Origin of the sequence: Pseudomonas sp. UFMG81, assembly GCF_015354575.1 — a bacterium.
Lineage (GTDB): Bacteria > Pseudomonadota > Gammaproteobacteria > Pseudomonadales > Pseudomonadaceae > Aquipseudomonas.
Genome location: NZ_JACAFQ010000022.1, coordinates 34,558 through 54,220 on the forward strand (window position 1 = coordinate 34,558; position 19,663 = coordinate 54,220).

At 53.7% G+C, this 19,663-nt stretch carries 13 protein-coding genes; 7 read left to right on the forward strand and 6 right to left on the reverse strand.

The annotated features are described in order from the left end of the window. The first annotated feature begins 130 nt into the window (after positions 1-130). Both IX761_RS17070 and IX761_RS17075 read left to right on the forward strand, forming a co-directional pair. Positions 131-4,039 carry a hypothetical protein gene (locus IX761_RS17070; RefSeq protein ID WP_194790745.1) on the forward strand — a complete coding sequence of 1,303 codons (3,909 nt, stop codon included), beginning with the start codon at positions 131-133 and terminating at the stop codon, positions 4,037-4,039. Then, the gene (locus IX761_RS17075; protein ID WP_194790746.1) at positions 4,036-6,114 is read left to right on the forward strand and encodes a hypothetical protein; all 2,079 of its coding nucleotides are present in this window, start codon (positions 4,036-4,038) and stop codon (positions 6,112-6,114) included. Before IX761_RS17070 ends, IX761_RS17075 begins: the two co-directional genes overlap by 4 nt. A gap of 274 nt (positions 6,115-6,388) precedes the next feature. On the opposite strand, the gene IX761_RS17080 is transcribed toward IX761_RS17075, so the two are convergent. Then, positions 6,389-6,973 (reverse strand): hypothetical protein, encoded by a 585-nt coding sequence (locus IX761_RS17080; RefSeq protein WP_194790747.1) that lies wholly within the window; start codon positions 6,971-6,973, stop codon positions 6,389-6,391. A 394-nt stretch (positions 6,974-7,367) separates the two neighbouring features. Between IX761_RS17080 and IX761_RS17085 the strand changes: the two genes are divergently transcribed. Both IX761_RS17085 and IX761_RS27420 read left to right on the forward strand, forming a co-directional pair. Continuing rightward, on the forward strand, positions 7,368-7,787 hold the full coding sequence (locus IX761_RS17085; protein WP_194790748.1) for a hypothetical protein: 420 nt from the start codon (positions 7,368-7,370) through the stop codon (positions 7,785-7,787). A gap of 196 nt (positions 7,788-7,983) precedes the next feature. Further along, complete coding sequence (locus IX761_RS27420; RefSeq protein ID WP_323744579.1) at positions 7,984-8,295, forward strand: PAS domain-containing protein; 312 nt, start codon at positions 7,984-7,986, stop codon at positions 8,293-8,295. Between the two features lie 87 nt (positions 8,296-8,382). Here IX761_RS27420 and IX761_RS17095 read toward each other — a convergent pair whose 3' ends face one another. Further along, a complete protein-coding gene (locus tag IX761_RS17095; RefSeq protein WP_194790749.1) occupies positions 8,383-9,129 on the reverse strand; it encodes a hypothetical protein in 747 nt (248 codons plus the stop codon). Positions 9,130-9,214: 85 nt separating this feature from the next. Continuing rightward, entirely contained in the window at positions 9,215-9,625 is a 411-nt protein-coding gene (locus IX761_RS17100) for a helix-turn-helix domain-containing protein (RefSeq protein ID WP_194790750.1), read from the reverse strand. Positions 9,626-10,166: 541 nt separating this feature from the next. Between IX761_RS17100 and IX761_RS17105 the strand changes: the two genes are divergently transcribed. After that, a complete protein-coding gene (locus tag IX761_RS17105) occupies positions 10,167-14,510 on the forward strand; it encodes an NACHT domain-containing protein (protein ID WP_194790751.1) in 4,344 nt (1,447 codons plus the stop codon). Positions 14,511-14,990: 480 nt separating this feature from the next. Here the strand turns inward: IX761_RS17105 and IX761_RS17110 are convergent, their stop codons facing one another. After that, the gene (locus IX761_RS17110; RefSeq protein WP_416366797.1) at positions 14,991-15,263 is read right to left on the reverse strand and encodes an HNH endonuclease; all 273 of its coding nucleotides are present in this window, start codon (positions 15,261-15,263) and stop codon (positions 14,991-14,993) included. A 661-nt stretch (positions 15,264-15,924) separates the two neighbouring features. Here IX761_RS17110 and IX761_RS17115 point away from each other — a divergent pair. Together IX761_RS17115 and IX761_RS17120 are read left to right on the forward strand one after the other, a co-directional pair. Further along, complete coding sequence (locus IX761_RS17115; RefSeq protein WP_194790752.1) at positions 15,925-16,323, forward strand: hypothetical protein; 399 nt, start codon at positions 15,925-15,927, stop codon at positions 16,321-16,323. Between the two features lie 41 nt (positions 16,324-16,364). Beyond that, complete coding sequence (locus IX761_RS17120) at positions 16,365-16,775, forward strand: histone-like nucleoid-structuring protein, MvaT/MvaU family (protein ID WP_194790753.1); 411 nt, start codon at positions 16,365-16,367, stop codon at positions 16,773-16,775. Positions 16,776-16,852: 77 nt separating this feature from the next. Here IX761_RS17120 and IX761_RS17125 read toward each other — a convergent pair whose 3' ends face one another. Then, entirely contained in the window at positions 16,853-17,977 is a 1,125-nt protein-coding gene (locus IX761_RS17125; protein ID WP_194790754.1) for a hypothetical protein, read from the reverse strand. A 339-nt stretch (positions 17,978-18,316) separates the two neighbouring features. Further along, complete coding sequence (locus IX761_RS17130; protein WP_194790755.1) at positions 18,317-19,642, reverse strand: serine hydrolase domain-containing protein; 1,326 nt, start codon at positions 19,640-19,642, stop codon at positions 18,317-18,319. Between the last annotated feature and the right edge of the window lie 21 nt (positions 19,643-19,663).

Here is a 19,663-nt window from a genome sequence, read left to right on the forward strand (position 1 = left end):
GGCCCCTGCCTTGGCTTTGGCCCTCACCTAAAGTCTGAGCCTAACGACTTGCAATTTTTCGGTTATCTCAGCACCCTCGATGGCTCAAGCACTAAATTGCCATCATATTGAAGTTGGTGAGGTCACATCCATGGACGGTCGTATCAGTGCTGCTCTCAGCCACGAAATCAACTCGCACCGGGCTTGCCTGGCGCCCTTTTTCGACGGTAATGCCAAACCCAACCCGTCCGTGAGCTTCGCCAACGATGGCACTGGTTTTGGCAAGTCCTACAACGTGTTCGATCAGTTCGTCGAGCATTCCGCTGTTCGTAACGAAAGCGGTGGTCATCGGAATCTGTTCTTCATAACGCCACACAAGGCGCAGATTGACGTTTCTCAGGTCACTCAAGCAAAGGCCACAGAGCGCGGCGTCAGTATCTTGAGCTTTCTGGCCGAGCGAGACCTGTCTGATCTGAACTTCGTCGGTTGGGTTTCAAAGGTACGCAACGAAGACCTCTACCTAGGCTGGATCACTGCCCTCAATTCCGACTACTACCGAGACCCCGTCAGCGAGTTAAGCAGTGCCATCAGTGGCCTTAAAGCGACCGAAGCAGAGCACACGCGCTACCTGAAATATGAGGATCCTGATCACCTGCGTGACCTGGAACTGCGGCGCCGAATTGACGTCTCGAAGAACCGACTGCTGTTTGCCCTACAGGGGCTGGCTAAAGCGGTGATTAGGGAAAAGGTCGGCTCTCAATTCGTGACCACTGAAGACCGCTTTAAGGATGCTCAAACTCACCGGGAGCGCACGAAGATCGAGGTGATCGACCATGTGCTACCGTTCGAGCGGGCAAAGGTGGGGCCCACCATCTTCATTGCTACCACGGCCAGATTCCTGAAGCGCGCGTTCATTGTTTACATCGACAGAAAACGTGAGCCAAACATCAAGAAACTGAGCTTCGATGTGATTCTGGGAGCCAAGCGTTCGCCCACTAATGCCGAAGAAGAGGCAATCGCTCCCATCGGTGCGGCGTGCAGCTTGTCGCACGAAGAGCAAATCGGATACCTCAAGGACGATTTCTTCATTTCGGACGAAGCCAATTTTTTCAAGATTCACGGAATCACCTTCAACCTTGTCATCGACGAAGAGCACGACAGTTACGACAGGATCTTTGAGGAGAGCAAGAAAAAGCTGGTCAACGAGAGGGTTAAACCGCCCCACGTGATCGCTGGCCTACATCGCCTCATGGAGGTGATCTCGGACGCATACGGCCCGGATGATGACGAACCCATCGCGTATGACGAAACGATGGAGCTCATGCAGGATTTGCGTCGGCACTATGAGCAGGACTGCGAAGGCAGTGTTCCCCTCAGCGCCATCTTGATGATGTGCTCCGGTAACGTCGGTCATATCACGATCGATAATCGTGATGTTGAACAGATCCTAGCCATATCACGGAATATTTTCAGCCTCACCCCGAGGCGCTTCTATAACGAGGAAGCCCTCAAGCGAATCAGAATGCGATCGGTGTGCGGTAAAAGTGAGATCCGCCTGTATTTTGATGACGGGGGTGATTCTCAAGACCCCACCTTGCACGATTTTCTGCAGGTCATGCTTTGCGCTTTGTATGCCTGCTCCAAAGTCCCTCAACAAAGCCAACTGAGGCAGCTCCTGGAGCTTGGCCATGAGGCCAGCCAGAACGCCCCGCTGTTGGAGTTCATCAAAACCTCAAGACAGCATCGTTCCTACGTAGCCTCGGTGTTTGATCGTGCCAAGGCCTCAGAAATTTTCGTCGATGCGTTCTTCACCTTTTTCGCACCCAAGATTGTCTTCTCGCTCATCAAGGTCGAAGAAATCCCTTTCGGTGGCGAGACAGTGAAGAATCGGGTCTTCGTTGACTTCCATCTTGACCTGATCCTCGAGCTTCCCGAGGTCAAGCTGCTGCGTATCCTGCATGCAACTCAGAACAGCGCGATGTGCTTGAGTGCAACGACGGGCTTCAGGAACTCCTACTCCGGTAATTTCTCAAGAAGGATGCTGGCCCGATATGGTGAGGCCCAACCGGAAAACCTGGACATCCGCGTCGTTGAACGCTCCGAAGCGGATGTAGGGGCAATGTCAGATCTCCGAGCGGCTCGTGCCAAAGCCAGGACGATGGAGGTTAGGCCCTTCCGCAAGACATCGGCTGATAACATCAGTGGATTGCGCAGTGATCCGACCTTCAAGGGCGCGTTCAGCTTCTGGTCAACCAGCCTTTTGCCACCGGGTTTTCGCGACAACAAGTATCGGATGTCTGCCTACCGCCGGCAGATCGAAGCCATGCTTATGGCGGCGTGGGACGGCAAGCACACTTTTGTTCTCTCACTCAACAATCGCTTCGCTGACCTATTCAAAAAGCTGTTTGCTCAAGGTGTCGAGGGCCGTATCAAAGGACTCTCCCGGTATTATCAGGACAAAATATTCGAGCTCAAACCATTCGAAGGTAAAACCAAGATACGGGTCATCTTGTTCAGCGCTCAGCTGGCCAGAGAGGTCAATATCGATGAGTACCTCAAAGTTGATGTCGACACCCGTATTTGTCTGATTTCCTCTTATGGCAGCGCAGGTACTGGGCTCAACCTATTCGTTGAGCGTGCCGAGGATGGCTTCCACCACGATTTTGACCGACTCATCTTGGTCAACACGCCCTTTTACAGCGCCGTCAAGGAAAAGGACACGGGGCTCAATACCGTCAAAAACCACATCCTACTGCTCAAACACATCGCTTCGGGGGAGAACGAGGGGGTTCAGTTGTCGCAGTTCGACTCCAATCTAATGCAGCCCAAGAATCGACGCATTTTGAATGACGAGCATGACCTGGCAGTGCTCAAGGCCATCATCCAGGCCGTCGGACGTGTTGAGCGTCGAGATACCCACCTCCACACCGAGATTTTCCTACCCAGTGACGTCATTGATGACCTAGTGGTGAGGTACAGCAGGCTTCGACGAGAGGGTAATGACCTGCTCATCAACGGCCTCTCGTTACTCAATCATAGGCTGATGCAGTTTTGCCTAGAGCAAGCTGAGGGTCGCTGCTTCGCCGATCCGCAGGAGCGTGAACAGTTCACTGCGAAGGTTGCCGCTGATGCTGTGGACATTGAAGATTTCTTCACAGGCGCCTTCCGAAACAAGATCCTGAAGGCCGCTCGGGAAGGTGATCGAGATGCCATGATGTTCAACGAAATGCTCAGGTTGCCGGAGAGCATCACGGCACCAGAGAAGTACCTACGCAAGCTGCAGTCCTCTCCACTGGTGAAAGCGTCCCCTTACTATCAGGACGTCATTAACACCTTCTACTTGCCAAAGGCGATAACGGAGCGCGTCACCGTCTGCACGACCTCCGAAAGCCCTCATCACCTGAGCGACCTGCTGCATGGTCACGCGGTCTATCAGCCAGGCAAATGGCTTGTCCCAGATTACGTTCGCAACGACGGAGACGACCGAGATTCGGGGACGGGGATCATCAATCTGGCCTGCAACATGGCGACTGAGGGCATTGATGTTCATCTCCCGAATCCCGCGCTCATTCCCTTGCTTAAGGGCAATGTCGGCGAGTTCATCTTCGCCAGAGTGCTGTCGACGCTCGGGATTACACCCCTAGCTCTCGATGAACTTATCGAGCTCTTGGGCCCGACGGTATACGAAAGCTACGACATGTTTGTAAGGGCCCAAGATACGATCATCTGCATCGATGTGAAGCGTTGGTCGGCCGGTCTGGACAGTGAGGAGCTTTCTTTGAAAACACTTAGCCTAGCGGAAACGAAGCGCTCGAACATGCAGGTGCTGTGTGACCGGTTGAAGCTCGTCCCTCGCTTTCTTTACGTCAACACACAACCGGACGACAACGCCCTCAACGCTGAGCGAGAGAGTACTCGCGGTGAGTCGATCCATTTCCTCAACGCCTTCAAAGTCATCACCCGGTATGTGCCGCTGCATGCAGCAGGAAGCACCCACAGGGTGGATGACCGCCTATTGATTAACCCTACATTGGTAAAGCTGCTAAGGAACGCGCAATGACTCCAATCAATCTTCTCGAAGCTGGCGCTGCCGCCAGGGCACGTACCAACATGCTGAAACTGCCCGGTGAGCTCAGTGACATCATTGATCGCTTGTCAGTCCTTGAAGATGGACACGGGCACATCCAGGCAGCAGTGGTTGAGGTGACTAGGCAAATCGGTGAGGGGCCTGAGGTGTATTACCCGCGGGTCGATGCGACCATCAAGGACTTCATCCGCAAAACGCTGGGTGTTCCTCCGTCGACTCAGGTGCATTACAGCAAATTTAGTGGCAGGAAGGGGATCTTTGGCTTACTCTATCTGAGTACCTATGCGCCTGCACCTGGCCACGTGCGCCAAGTAATATCCGAACACTCACTCAATTCCAGTTATGTCATTCAGGCATTGGTGGATCTGAAGCTGAAGCTTTCGTACCTCTCTGACGTGCACAAGCATTACGAGATCGCTCCGGTCGAATACAACGCGAATCTGTACCTTGGCCTGGTGTTCAGTCGTACGGCAAAAAATGGCAATGACGTCTTCGAAGCCTTGGAATACGACCTGTTTTTCTCCAAAGAACAGGAGCTTGTGGTCAACCTTAAGCGGGCAGTGATGGAGTGTGCTGCGTCTGCGGACGCTGTTAGCCGGCCAGTCACTGATTCCGGGATGTTGATGTTCGACTGGAGTGGCAAACGATACCAGCGTGTACGCCCTCTCAACGCGACCACGAATACAGATCGCAACTACATGGCGTTTGCCACGAACAATCCTGAGGCGAAGGCGCTTGACCTCTATCACAACAGCATCAATTACCATCAAACGGACTGCCTGAATCGCATTGAGAGGCTTCTCAGCCGTGCCGGTATAGAGTTCAGTCCTCTCGTGTATGAAGCCACCCATCAGGTCAGGGCGTTCCTAGAGGGGCTGCCCAGCATGTCAAATCCACTTTGGTTGCTCGACACTGCCAACGCGGACAATGAAGCCTGGCAAAGCACTATCGCAACGCTGGCTGATAAGTTCGGTGCATCTAAGGTGCTAAGCGGCGAAGGGCTGCCGCTTCCGACTGAGCTGGAGGCCGGGTACACCAACTATCTAGTCGTCAGCACAAAGGTCAAGACAGCCGGTAAGAGCAAGAACGGCTCCAGCATTTCGAAAACCGAGGGGGAGCAAACGGAGGCGTACAATAGCTTCTGGCAAGCACTCAGCGAGAGCCAACGCCGTCCTGATGCGCAGTTCGATTACTACACGTCGGTGAAGCTGCATCGCTTCACGGCATCCGTCGATACCATCAGCCAAGGTTTCGACGTCGACCTCAAAAAAAAGCCTTCTGCATCGGCTATCGAGAAATGCTTGCAGGAGTTGGCACTAAAAGAGTCGATTTTCCGAGACAAGAGCGTGACTATCAGCGGCGCAACATTGCCTGATCATGTGCTGCAACTGGTGAGCTGCCGAAAGGACTGGAACGAGCACGTCTACATCCAAGTGCTCGATGTGACTGTAAGCGGTGAGACCATCAAGATTGAACGCTCGCGCCGGTTTGATGAGACCTGCAAGGGGGAGTTCAATTATGAATACAAGCAGCTGGGCGCCGTTTTTGGAAAGGAAGGAACCAAGGCTTTCGACGTCCTTTGGAACAAGGCGTTTTTAATTCGGGACATGCGTTCGAATACCTGGCTGAACGCCTACAACAGCATCCGCGTGCCTTCAATCATCGGTAACATGCTATTCGACAACCAGGAGCGCCACGACGAGGGTGCTTCACCGTCTCGCCAGGTTCGCGCCGAGGTGGCTTCACTGCCTTACTACCTCACACCCACCAAACAGAAGCAGCGTCACAGCGTCTTCATCCAGGACAACGGTTTTGAAGGGGCGCTGTATTTTGTGGCGTCGAACAAAGCCGCAAACGGAACCATCGCAAAGCAAAGTTTGATGTACAACGTTGTAATCACCGACGAGGCAGGTACGCGCATGCCTGTGCTGAGCCACCCACTGGGTGAGTTGTTCTTCTCAAGCTTCACCTATGACATCGTTAGGCTTCGCGAGGCGGCCAAGAGCTCAATTTTCCAGAAAATTGTCGAGGTTTGCCTGCATAACTAACCCAGCACTCGACTGACCGCTATTGTTCGAGAGGTTCTCCACCTTGATTTCGGCCCGGCCGACTTGACTGGCCCAGATGCAGCGCAACAGCGAGGATTACCCGACTACCTGGCTTCGCAGGCGGTGGGAGAGCCCGTCGAGAAAGCCAATGCAGCAGTATGCATCACAAGCTATGCTGAATTGTTCGTGGACGGTGGTCAGGCAAAGATCTGACACTGGTGATCTGCGAGAGGAAGGGGGAACGCCCCCTTCCTTGTTGTGCTCAAGCGCGAGCTCAGCGCATCCGTCCGCGACGTAGCATGTCGGCTTTGACCTTTTCGTCTATCAGCTCGTAGGGCGGGTTTTCTGCCACGAGGTGTTTCTGATCAAACATGTCCGGAAAGTATTCTTTGGCCAAGTCCACTGGTACGGCTGCAAACGAGTGCCAAGCTTTAAGCCATGCAATCAGTTCCTGGCCATCGTTGAGAAGGTAGAGCGGTTGTAGATCACGCGCGCGAAAAGCTTCAATCCGAGACTTACCGAATCCCGCTCTCGCTTCACGGACTTCATCGCCTTGTTCATCCCATCCGATCCAGTAGGAATCGAAACCTACATCTCCATCGCCGTGGACGACCATCCGGACATGGCTAGCCTCCGGATGTGGAAGCCGAGCAGCACAGATTTTTCGCATGAGCGCGTCGTGGATGTGAACGGCTCTATCTGCTGGCGCTTTCTTGAGATTAGTTTTGAGATGATGGTAATGAGCGAAGCCGAGGATCTTCGCCTTATAGTCAAGGTATTGGGTGTGAGTGAGGTTTTCAGGGGGATCGGCGACCTCCATTGACTTGAAGGCAACCAGGACAGATTTGGTACAAAACATGATGGCATGACTCCACTGTCACGGCCACAAAAGCGCATTTGCACTTCGCTGAACATGCTGCTTGCTGAGCAGGCCACAGGGAGTTGTGTGGTTAGCAACGAGCCGAGATTTCCCACGCAGCAGGGCGGCTCACGGCAACCTTGCCCATAAAACTACCAAAGCGTGAGCATGCTTCGCAAGGTTCGCTAGCGGTGAAGCCCCCCCAGCCACGACAAACGCTCAATCTGAATCGAGACTTGCTATTGACTAGCTCTATTTAGGCTTGTGTGATGTCACCGAGCCAAGCCATAACCGCCAGAATTTCGGGGGCCCATTTCGGTTAGGCGAACGAGTCCTACACCATTACGATGGGTGTAGTGCGAGCATGGGGCTCGCCAGAATGTTAGGAAAACACATGTTCGGCTCATCATACGATCCTCGATTTCCCATCCCAGAGATGGGAACTGCCAACAAGTACATCAATCGGCTCGGCTGGCTGGGTAGCAAGCTGTTGGCGCTTTGCTGGGCATTGTCGACAATCAACGTGAGCATGTCTGTGCTCGTTGGCATCGGAGTAACCGCTGCGCTGTACCTTGCCTACATCGGTACGGACTATCGCCGGGCCTTCCCGCGCATCATGGCTTCGCATACGAAAGCGAGCCTGCTTAGACTGTTCGTCAAAGCCTGGCCGGCATTTGTAGCTATCGTGATCATCTCCGGGCTCCTCGTACAAGCATTCACCTGGCAGCAGTTGGGCGAATTCAAGGCCGCACTCCTATGCCTGGCTGCGATCCCGTTCGCTTCCTCAATACTTAAGACATTGCTTGGCGACTGATTCTTACAGGCAGCGATCGCATAGTTTGTGGGTGGGTGTGGGACATTCTGGAAAACCGGCTAACGGCCGATGAGCGTTTTTCACGATCATTCGGGCTGCCGGCGCAGAGGTGCATGGCCGGCATTCCGATCGAAGAGCCATTCTCCTCATTCACCCAGATGACCGTGATCGTGTCTCCGCCGACATCCAGGAAGCGATGAATCGTGGTGGAGCATACCGGTGTGAGTACAGGGTACGGCAAGAAGATGGTGGCTATCGGTGGATCGAGGCAAATGACCGCGCCGAGCTCAACTCAGAAGGCCAAGCTGTACGCTTCCCTGGGATTCTCATGGACATGGAGTCACGCCGCTCTGCCGAGACGGAGCGTGACAGGATGCCAGCCTTACTCCAGACTTTTACTGCTGCGGTGCCTGGAGTCGTCTATGCCAAAGACTTGGAAGGCCGGCTCCTCGTTGCGAACCATGAAGCTACCCAACTCATCGGCAAAGCATTGCTCAGGGGCGACTAGAGAGGGCCTATTGCCAGGCAAAAGGTTGACCTCACTTTTCCGCCTCCAAGCACGTATAGCTTGAATATGAACCCGGCGTGGGAGCTCTCAAGCTTTTGCGAGACGATTGAATACCTCTTGGTAGATTTCACCGTCAGCCAGAGCGAAGAGCAGCATCTCTACCTCATGAATATGCTTTTCATCGCCCCACAGATCCTTGCTCACCTTGCGCACGATGGATAGGTATCGAAGGTAGGCATCCTGCTCTGGCACAAAATGCTTTTTCCTCATACTTTTCGGGTCACTGCTTTCGCCTTGAAGTAACCGTTCACCCAACAACAATGTGGTGACATCCAGCATCTTCAGCCGCGTATTACGACCTTCAGGCATCGGAAAAATAGGGTGCGCAGCACCGGTAAGGTAATTGATGGCATTCAGAGAGTACGCCACGCGTGCATCATAGATGCATGCCCAATCTGGGCAGACGATAGACGCCCACTTCGACCAGCTGCTGATGAGTTTGAAGGAAGGCTTGAGCCCCGCCGGCACTGCTGGGGAACCCTTGTGAGGGGAGAAGAGCTCAAGCGTCTCGCGGACTTTTGAGAAACGCGTGATACCACCCCATACCTTGATGAAATAGGTGGCTACTCTGCCATGCTCAGCCTCACAACGGGTTGAGAGAACAAGATCTCGAAGACCTGCTTTCAGCTCAAGAGTGCGATCGAATGAGGTTTTACCTGTAAAAGCGATACCAAACTCTGCGGTCACGAAGTGATCATCGAATGCCCAATCGTAAAGAGACGGCAGATCATCTTTTTTCTCCCGCAAGAATTCTGCTACAGCTTTTTCCATCATCTGCCCGCCGTAAAAATGACGCAGATGATAGCAAAAGCACATCTCCGTATGGGCCCCGGACTATCGTTCGTCTAGCGTGAGCTTGTTAGTTCGTGAAAGCTAGCTCGGTCTGCATTGAGCGTTGTTCTCCGGGTTTAACTGCACGAGGCGGGCGACGACCAGCTAATTGAATGGTGCTTGAATCGTTCAGCTGGATGCTCACGCCAGGCAAGCCACCATCGTGCTGAAGCTCATCAAGCTCGGCTCGCATTTTTGACATCAAGTCCAATGCAGACCTTCCAGTATCCTCGCTCAGTGTCAGCGTGAGGAGCGTCAACGGGCTCAGTTCGAGTCGGTTACTGATTTGTTCAAGCTTGTCCAGAGTGATGCTTGATTTCCCTAATTCAAGCTTTGATAGGTAGGTGCGGCTAGTCGTGTCAGCAAATTCTCGCTGTGTGATATTACGCTTGCTGCGCAGTGCACGAAGCACGTTGGCGAAGGAGGCTTTGAGCGTCATGCTTCGTTCTCTGCGCTTTTGGCCATTTTGATAGGGGGCTACGTATCCTGCTTCTAGACTATCATGGCTGGAAAGGAGCACTCGTATGTAGAGGTAACTCCGCACCGCTAATTCGCAGCACAGAAGCAATGTGAGGTTGAGCATATGCAGCGAAAAAAACGGCAACCAGTCCTGCCCGATGATCCTTTGTATCAGCAGGCCTTAGAGGCCATGAAACGTTACGATCAAGCCAAAGTGGATGGGAGGCCTGACGCTGAGGTGGAGTGCCTCCGTCTGGAGGCCGAATACGCATTTCAGTCAGTCACCGACTACCAACTTGAAGCACTCGGTGGTCGGTCTCCGACACACCATTAGCGTATGCTGCGGAACCAAGGAAAGCGCGTACCCCCTATCGCAGGTGTAGTTGAGTCGACCAAGCTGGCGCTCACGGAACTTGGTCGCACAACTGCGGAGGGCACCGATGCTGGCACCAATTCAGGTAGGATGGCAGAGCCTCTGCAGCCCAGCTCGGGACTGCATCTGACCTGCTTGAGATACACCTATGAACGGACACTCGGACGCCTTTATCGACCTTGATCGTACTTTCTCCAAGATCCCCTTCGATTCTGATGCGTCCGACGACGTAGATATGAGCGGTCGGCATAGCGGGAACGGAGAACTTCGCTGGCCAGACTTGCTTCAGCACCACCGAGTGATACTGCTGTCCGAGGCGGGATCAGGCAAAACCGCTGAAATCCGGAACGTGACTCGCCAGCTACGTAGTAAAGGGAAGACGGCCTTCTTTCTACGAATTGAGAACGTCTCCCCGGATTTGGAAGACGCAATCGAGGAAGGTAGCTTCAGTGAGTTTGAAAGCTGGTTAGATTCAGGCACCGAAGGGTGGCTGTTTATGGATTCAGTAGACGAAGCTCGGTTAAAAGACCCGAGAGATTTCGAGCGTGCAATCCGTAAAATTGGCCGTTTGACTCAACGTCTAGGGGCCCAGGCGCACATACTCATCACCGGGCGGAGCACAGCGTGGCGTGCCAGGACGGATCTAGCGATCTGTGAGGAGAACTTTGCCTTTGAGCCCATAGCCCAGCAAGCACCTACTTCTGAGTCTGATGTGCTTGCAGACTCAGCGCACACGGTTTCAACAGAATCGAAGTCAGGTGTGTTGTTTCTCGTAGTGACTCTCGACGACATTCATGGGAAACAAGTCGATCAGTTCTTAGCAGCCACTGGTGTCGAAGATGGCAAAGCATTTCACGCTGAACTTGAGCGTAGGGATGCATGGTCGCTGACGACGCGCCCGCTGGACTTCTTGGAGCTCGTCGATTATTGGCAGGCACACCATCGTATAGGCTCGCGCCTGGAGCTGATGAAAAGCAGTATCGATCGTCGCCTGGAAGAGCGAGACCAAAATCGCGCCGAGATCAAGCCTATCGCACCAGAGAAGCTTCGCGAAGGCGTCCGTCTTATAGCTGCCGCGACTACATTTGGACAGGTCTCTGCCGTCCGCGTCCCCGATGGCGATGCCAACAAAAAGGGTATTCCAGTTCGATCTGTCCTTAAGGACTGGAATGACGCAGACGCTGGTACTCTGTTGACCCGCCCGATTTTCGAGCCGGGCATTTATGGAACGGTACGCTTTCACCATCGCACTGTCCGTGAATACCTTACAGCTGAATGGCTTCACGAGCTAATTCGATATGCGGCCTCTCGCGTCAAGATCGAGAATCTGTTCTTCCGCACCCAATACGGACTGCAGGTAATCAACCCCTCGCTGCGTCCAGTCTTGCCTTGGCTGGCGCTATTGGATGATCGTATTTGCGCACGGCTGGAGGAGGTTGCTCCAGAGGTATTCTTCGAGGGTGGTGATCCAGGCCAACTCCCATTAACGACTCGCCGGAACGTGTTGCGTAAAACTTGCGAGCACTTGGCGCAGCCGGCCCATAGCTGGTCAATGACTGACTATTCAGCTGTACAGCGATTCGCTCACCATGACCTCACCGAAGATATCAAAGACCTGCTGGCGCTCTACAGCACAAACGACGATATCACCTGGTTCCTGTTACGCATGGTTTGGCAAGGGGAGGTGGTGGGCGCGCTCGCAGAAGCGAAGCAATTCGCTCTCACTGCACAGCACAAGCACACGCGTTTGGCAGCCATACGTGCCGTCATCGATTTGGGTACGCCCCAGGACGTCGCTGACCTACGCCAAGGGTTATTGAATGGTGACAAGGACATTAATCGGGAGTGGCTGGCAGAGCTCGTCGATATCGTGCCGCCGAACGATGACTCAATTCGTTGGTTGCTAGATGCGATCCAGCGAGCGGCCAAGAAGGAGCGTTACAGCGGTAGGGACAGCCTAGCGATTAACCTTTCAAGCTTGGCAGTAGGTTTGCCGCTGGAGTATTTCCCTACCTTTATCCATGGGCTAGGGGAGCTTCTGGCCAAGTCGCCTACCAAAGATCACGGTTTCATTGCCATCTCGAAAAAGTACATCTGGCTTGCCGAAATTGCTGGTCAATGTGTGCTCCGGCTGATCCATGAGCGCGATCCGTTTGCGCTCGATGAAGCCGCCCTAGGCATCTTGAGCAAGCTCGCTCTAGCTCATGTGTACGATGAGCGGGAAATTCAAGAGCTAGGTGAAAACCTCCGAATAGCGGTGCCCGCTTGGCCTGAGCTTGATTACAAACTGTTCTGGCATGACGTCGAGGTTGCCCGAAAGGGGCGTGTGCACCGCAACTCGCCAGTGATCAACGTCTGGCAATTGATCGGTTTCCGACCATTCTGGACGCTGAACAAACAGAATTTTTGTCGCGCCTGCGACCAAATTGTCAGCCTTACTGAATTCCAAGATCGCCACATGGCGATGAGTATGGCCTTTGAAATTTATAAGCAGCATGGCACGCCGATTGAATGGCAGGTGCAGCTTCGAAGGGGCACTGAGTCCTACGCCGAGCTAAGCGATAAGCTGGAACTCATGCTGAATCCGCCGCCGCGACAAGTCGAGGAATGGGAGATCCAGCAAGCCCAGTGGAAAGAAGAGGCGGCCCTACGAAAGAGTGAGGAAGCGAATCGACGTCGCGAGTGGCGTGAAGGTCTTGCCGCCGATGTAGCGCACATCAACAGTCCCGAGCCGGGTGTGATGACTCGCTGTCAAGCCTATCTACTCGAGGAGATGCGTGATGGTACGTCATCCTCAAGTACATGGAGCAACGGCAACTGGCAGTCACTCGTTCTCGAGTTCGGAATGCCGGTCGCTCAAGCGTTCCGTGTAGGGGCGATTAATTTCTGGAGGGGCTATTGCCCGCAACTTCCATCAGAAGGCGCGCCGGCTAATACGACTCCATACCAGGTGATTTTGGGGTTGACGGGGCTTGCTATAGAAGCCAGGGAGGAGTCGTCCAGTTTCCTCCAAATGTCTTGCAGGGATGCTGAGTATGCCGTTCGTTATGCTCTCCTTGAATTGAATGGCTTCCCAGAGTGGCTCCCTACGTTGTTCAAGCGCTGGCCGCAATCTCTTCTAGAAATCGTAGATCGTGAGATCTGTTACGAGCTGGGTCAGCCAAACTCGGACTCAGGTGGCAACCATGTCTTACGCAGGCTGCGCTACGGTGGTGAATGGCTGTATGAAGCACTAGCAACCCCGCTCATGACTCGGCTGGCTCAACCTGTGAAAACCCTGGAATCCCTTCAACTCGTCATGAGCGTCGTAGTGGAGTCCCCCATCAGTGATCAGGCACTAGCTGATCTCGCCAGCGAGCGTGCTATCGCAGAGAGCGATCTGGATATCGCGCCGTCTTGGTTTGCTATGTGGATTGGATCGGAACCTTCTGAAGGTATCCCGGCGCTGGCGGCTCGTCTCGACTCGCTGCCTTCAGATGACGCAAAAGCGCAATTTGCGATGCTGTGCCTGATTGGCATTGTTGGTGGTCACAATGCACACCGTTGCCGGCAAAATTACAAGACAGTTGCGCATGCCAAAGCGCTGTATCTGCTCGTTAACGAGTACGTACGTATCGCGGATGACATCCAGCGCGCAGGAACAGGCGTCTACTCGCCAGGCCTGAGGGACGACGCCCAGAATGCACGTGACGGATTACTTGCTCTCATTCGAGAAACACCTGGTAAGGAAGCGTTCCTGGCTTTAGAGGAAATTGCTCGGGCGCATCCTTCCGAGAGCCTTCGCCCCTGGAGTGCTTTCTACGCGCAACAGAAAGCCACGGCAGACTCTCATACGCCGCCTTGGCCACCAGAGAAAGTCATCGATTTCCATAACTCACTGGAAAGCACTCCTACCACGCACCGAGAGCTTTGGAATCTCGCTATCGATCGCCTAATGGATTTGAAGCATGTGCTGGAAGAGAGTGACTCAAGTTGGGCAGAGCTTCTGTTGCCTTCAAGTCAAGAAACCTCGGTTCGCAAATACATCGGTGACTGGTGTAGAGAGCGCGCTGCAGGCCGCTACAGCGTAGTCCAGGAGGAGCAGCTTGCGGACGACAAGCGACCTGACTACAGGTTCCTGAACACCCAGTTCGATGCTCCCGTACCGGTCGAACTGAAGCTCTCGCAGAACTGGAGCGGGCCGCAGCATTTCGAGCGACTTGAGAATCAGCTATGCGGGGATTACCTTCGCGATGACAGGTCGAGCTGCGGGATCTTTTTGCTTGTCAGCCGAGATGATCAAACCAGATGGGAGACCCAAAACGGTGATCGTGTCGGACTTGAGGGCTTGGTAGCAGCGTTGCAGGAACACTGGCTGAGTATCGCCTCTAGATATCCTGGCGCTGAGGACATAAAAGTCATCGGCATCGACCTTACCAAGCGGGGAGGACAGGCAGCAGCCAAAGCCATCAAGGCCAACCAGGTGGAAGCCGGCCTGAGCGAGGAGGGGTAAAACCTTGGCCGATCTCATTGAAGGCGAGCGTCGATTCAGGCGGCTGCTTCTCCGATCTCCGCCCTGGCGACCCTAAGGCGGTAGCTGTCCTCCAGGAACTGGATCTTGTTGAACGAGACCTCTGCGACGTGGCTTTGTCCTGCAATCATCTCCTCGACTTGGTCACTAAATCGCCTCGATCCTCAGGCCGTTTGATAGTTGACGAGCACACGACCCCGATGCCCTGGCGGGAGCGACTTTCTCAAGCCAGCGTTGGGTCTACTCGAGTTGCGGCGGGCCCTTACTTGGATGACTTTGAAAATTTTTCGAGGAATGGGGGAGGGAGATGGCTCATCTTCAAGCGCATCGGGATGCGGCCCGTTCCGACTGAGCATTGGCATCTATTGCTGCAGCAGCCACCTGATGACGAGCCTACAGGCCCGGGCTTGTAACTTAGTTTTTGGAATGTAACATCGGCCGCGTTACATTCCAAAAACCGCGTTACAAACTATGAGGTCGGGTCGCTAGAGCAGAGCGCCTCTTTGCTTCAGCTAGGTGCTCCTTAAGAGTCTCAATGCTCATGACCTCAGAACCACGACGCACCACCGCATGGCAATTCGGACACAGCGGGATCAGATCCTTTATTGGATCAAGCTTGTACTCTGCGCCGATCGTACTCAGAGGAACGATGTGGTGGACATGGCTGCCGTCAGCTGCAAGATATCTTCGGAAGCTCGCAATATAGTTAAATCCATTGATGCTTTTGCCATCAATGGAGGGTTATCTCAATTTGAGCAAATCATGTGCCTTAAAGCCTGGCCATGAAAAACGTTTGCCTATAGTAAATCTATCATTTAACCAGCGTGAAGGACGCCGCGAGTGCAGCACTAACTTAAATTAAGTGTCGATAAAAATCGAGATAATACGTTTGGTCGCTCGTCAATTTACCAGTATTAAGCGAGGCGTCAGCAGGCTACAAATTTGATGAATTTGAGCAGAGGGATTGGCGCGCCTGCGCCCGCTGGCACCATCACCAGCATGGCCTTTGAGGCCAAAGGTTCATCGTTAAAACCACTAAAGATCGACAAAAATCGGCATAATGCGGCTGAGCCTACGTCAATTTATCACTATAAAACGAGGCGCCAGTAATCAATAAGCTTTCACCAACCTGGAGCAGAGGGAAGGGCGTTCCTGTAGCAAAACTACCGTTACACCAAGGTGAGCGTGGAACCGAAAGGTGCATCATTGAAAAAAATCACTTAAAGGTCGACAAGAATCGACATTGCTCGTATCTCACTGATATTACGCGGTTTTGGCGAGCTACGAAGCGGCATGACTGGATGCATCAGAATCGGACAATTTCTTTGCATCCTTCCGAGCAACCATTTGATACGCTAAACTCAGAAAGAGCATTCGCGCGACGGAGCTGGTGAGCATGCCCAGATCTCACGAATTTTTAGCACTCAGGCAAGCGGAATGGCGTTTGGCGGAGGCCGCGAGTGAGGTGGAGAAAATCCGCACCTCTCGCGATTTTATGCTAGATGAGCAATTTTTCAAGGCTCTTCATATTTTGATGGATACATATGGTTTCAACGCTGCAGATGTCGCACGACTACTGCTTGCCCGTGATCCAGATATCAATTCTCCAGAACACAATTACTCGACTATGTCTTACTTGGAGAATTTAAGCGAATTCGTCATTTTGGACGAAAGCGAACTCATCAAGCCCGAGCCAGCAGACGTTTGCTATGAGGGCTACAGTCCGGAAGATTTTCGATCACGCATGCAAGCTGCAGCAACCAACAACCACAAAACTAGCACGAATAAAGGATGAATTGAAGGACGCTGTTGTGAGGGCGAGTACGAGGTGGTTTTATGAATAAGATAGCTGAAATTTTTAAAATCAACCGCCGTATTGAATCCGAGCTTCAAACTGCCGCTGCATTGTTACACGACGCAGAAGTCGTGCGCGCCTTGCGTTTTTTGAACGACCTTGACGAGCTGGCCTGCAAATTTCAATTTACGCCTCGTGAGATTCTCATGTATCTCGCACCACGAAAAGAATCTTCCCATCTCCCACAAGCCGATCAAGGCGTGATTGAGAAAGTTCCGGCAAAAACGGTTACTACGAATGTTACGCGCAGTCCACGGGAGTATCCTGTCAAAATTTACAAAAATCCCCATACCGGCGCTCTGATAGAAACGCGAGGGGGAAACCACACTGCGCTCAAAAAGTGGAAGTCCACCTATGGCGGTGCCGTGGTTGAAGGATGGCGAATCGACTGATAGCAGCGATTATCGGTCGCTGGGTCGGGATGAAAACGGGTAAGGGCTGAGCGTATTCCGAGCTCATTCCCGATACATCATAGGGGGCAGCCTTGGACGCAACGGGACGACCGACGCACCATGCGAAATGACACTTTCCGGAAAACCTCTGCCGAAGCAGCAATGACTGGATCACTGTCAGCACTCGCTGCATTGGCAACCGGCTCGCGCAGGAGCCGCAGGTTGGACGACATCGAATCGGCCTTGTAGCCGTCAACACCATTCAGGTGAGTGAACAATGGCAGATTTGGCAATGGACGGCTTAAATCGACATGCCGTGACTGAAGGTATCGCTGAATCAGTGGACTCATAGGTTTGGGCAAGCGCCTCCAGGTTTCCGGCACGCCGCTTGAAACCTCAGAAAGGCTCCAGTCCCCGTTTGATTCGAGCCGGAGACGGTCGAGTGTAAAACCCGTGTTAAAGGTACCGATGATTTGTTTAGCGGTCAGGTTGGTATAGCGTGCAAGCCCCAGGTAAACCGCCAACTGTAGGCATTGGCGGGCATGAACGCGAGACGACAACGCAATCGTAAAGAGCCAGTTCAGCTGCTTTTCGCTCAATACGACCGAGCCTCTGCTCATTGGAAGTTTCCCAGTGATGCTTGAAGCATCCTCAGCAGGATTGGCTCGCTGGCTACCTGTATACCACCTGTAAAAGTCAAAAAAGTGCTGGAGATGAGAAACCAAGCGTGTACACGGATCTCGAGTGATGGGCATCAGCGACCCAGCCCCGCTAGGAGTCCTTCGGAATAGTCTCCATTCTGGATTGATCGTCCAGTCCTTAAACGGCACTGAGCATTCCTCAATAAATCGACTATGTGCGGCTACTGCCGTACAACCCACGGGGGGATCGCAATAGAAGTCAAGAAAGCACCGTACCTGTTGTTCGCCCCAGTCAAGCAGCGGCATATGGGTGTGAAAGCTCCAAAGCAGCATAGCGTCAAGGTTGCACGCCAATTGGTTGTACTTGAAGCCAGAGGGGGTCGTGATTGCGCTGTGCTTGAGGAACTCCATGCAGTACCAGGTGCTTATGAATGGCTGAGCATCCGGAGAGACTTTTTCCATTTGTTCGCAAACCGCGGTGCACTCGGGGACGTGGGTTCCGAGCTCTGGGTGCCATTGGCTATATGGAGGGATGATCGGGAAGAAGACGAAGGGGTGCATCGCCGCGACCTCTAGAGAAGTATAATGAAGAGGTGCGATGCAACAGGTGATTTAGGTTTAGCTGTGATCTCAGGCCCAGTCAAATATCACCGGATTTAGCAGCGTTCTAGTCGGCGATAGGTGAATTGGCTTCTAAGGACTAGGGTTCAGAAGCGGAGCTAAGCAGCTGAGTGCAAAGGAGTTCGGTGAATACTGACAACGATTCCGGTGATTGTTGAAAAGGTCTACATGAACATTTCTGACATAGCATCTGGTTTAACATAATATGCATTATGCGCTAATTCGTATATTGGCGTGGCTCCGGTTATCGCCACAATCGAAGCCACGCCAGCGTGCTTTTTACCGAGTCAGTGCCTTGCTCAGCGCATTCACGAACACTGCCTGTTCGTCATACAGCGAAGCTGGCGTCTCGGCGTTCTTCCACGTCGACCATTGCACCATCACCAGGTGCTCGGCTGGATTGATCGCGATCGTCTGTCCATAGATGCCCAGCGCCCAGAACGTCTTGTCGCTGTTCGTCGTCTGTTTAGGTTCAGCGTCGGTATCGGACGCCGGCGCGTTGTACCACCACTGATAGCCGTACTGACCGTTCGGCGCCGCCGCGGTCACCGAGCCCTTGGCCGTCGTCCAATGTGTCGAGCGCGCGATCCAGTCGTCCGGCAGCAGCTTCTCGCCATTGGCCAGTTGCCCGCCGCTGAGCACGAACTCGCCGAAGCGGCCCCAGTCGCGCAGCGTGGCATTGAAGCCATGGCCGCCCATGTCGACCTTGCCCGGCACCAGTGCATGCCAGACGCCATCTTGTTGCATGCCATAGCGACTCCAGAGGCGGCTCTCCAGGTATTTGGCCAAGGTCATACCCGTGGCGTTCTCCAGCACGCGGCCGACAAGCCAGGCGCCACCGGTGTTATAGGACCAGACTTCACCTGGCTTGACGCCAGGCTTGCGCTTGACCGAGCGCACCAGGTTCAGCACGCAGTCATACGGGTCCGGCTTGGCTTCACACTGAGTCATGTGCGAGAAATCGGAGTCTTTCGAGGCGTAGTTCTCATCCCATTGCACGCCTGAGGTGTGCTGCATCAACTGGTGCAGCGTCACGTCCTGCCACTCGGAGCCCTCGAGCTCCGGGATGTAGATTGCGATCTTGTCGTCCAGCGACTTGATCTTGCCTTCCTTTACCGCCATGCCGACAAGCACACTGACCACCGATTTGGCCACTGAACGCGAGGTCCACAGGGTCTGTGGCGTGTTGCCCTTGCCGTAGTATTCGTAGGCGATCTTGCCATCCTTGAGCACCAGCAAGCCGGTCACGCTCTGGCTTGCCAGGTAATCGGCCAGGCCGCGCTGCTTGCCTTCCATGCTATAGCTCACCTCCTTGAGCGGGCTGCTGGCTGTCGGCAACGGATAGGGTTTGGCACCGTGGGTGCTAAACACATCTCCCTCGTACAGGCGATACGTATTACGGAATCCCACGACACGCGTGTCCTGGTCCCAACTGAGCATGTCCTTGGCGGCTGGCAGCACCTTGTCGAAGGGCTGCGGACAGGGTTCAAGCCCTGGCACGCCGCATGGCCCTCTGGTATCGGCGGCATGCGCCAGGCCGACGGCAAGGGTCAGGGCCAGCAGGCCTGAACCGGTGAACGACTTCTTTATTGTTGTAGGCCGCATCGATGGTTCCTCAAAGCGTGG

Excerpts from the sequence above, each read along its gene's own strand:
- IX761_RS17085 (WP_194790748.1), top strand. The coding sequence starts at position 7,368 with ATGTTCGGCTCATCATACGATCCTCGATTTCCCATCCCAGAGATGGGA.
- IX761_RS17130 (WP_194790755.1), bottom strand. The coding sequence starts at position 19,642 with ATGCGGCCTACAACAATAAAGAAGTCGTTCACCGGTTCAGGCCTGCTG.
- IX761_RS17095 (WP_194790749.1), bottom strand. The coding sequence starts at position 9,129 with ATGATGGAAAAAGCTGTAGCAGAATTCTTGCGGGAGAAAAAAGATGAT.
- IX761_RS17080 (WP_194790747.1), bottom strand. The coding sequence starts at position 6,973 with ATGTTTTGTACCAAATCTGTCCTGGTTGCCTTCAAGTCAATGGAGGTC.
- IX761_RS27420 (WP_323744579.1), top strand. The coding sequence starts at position 7,984 with ATGAATCGTGGTGGAGCATACCGGTGTGAGTACAGGGTACGGCAAGAA.
- IX761_RS17075 (WP_194790746.1), top strand. The coding sequence starts at position 4,036 with ATGACTCCAATCAATCTTCTCGAAGCTGGCGCTGCCGCCAGGGCACGT.
- IX761_RS17100 (WP_194790750.1), bottom strand. The coding sequence starts at position 9,625 with ATGACGCTCAAAGCCTCCTTCGCCAACGTGCTTCGTGCACTGCGCAGC.
- IX761_RS17070 (WP_194790745.1), top strand. The coding sequence starts at position 131 with ATGGACGGTCGTATCAGTGCTGCTCTCAGCCACGAAATCAACTCGCAC.
- IX761_RS17120 (WP_194790753.1), top strand. The coding sequence starts at position 16,365 with ATGAATAAGATAGCTGAAATTTTTAAAATCAACCGCCGTATTGAATCC.
- IX761_RS17125 (WP_194790754.1), bottom strand. The coding sequence starts at position 17,977 with ATGCACCCCTTCGTCTTCTTCCCGATCATCCCTCCATATAGCCAATGG.
- IX761_RS17115 (WP_194790752.1), top strand. The coding sequence starts at position 15,925 with ATGCCCAGATCTCACGAATTTTTAGCACTCAGGCAAGCGGAATGGCGT.
- IX761_RS17105 (WP_194790751.1), top strand. The coding sequence starts at position 10,167 with ATGAACGGACACTCGGACGCCTTTATCGACCTTGATCGTACTTTCTCC.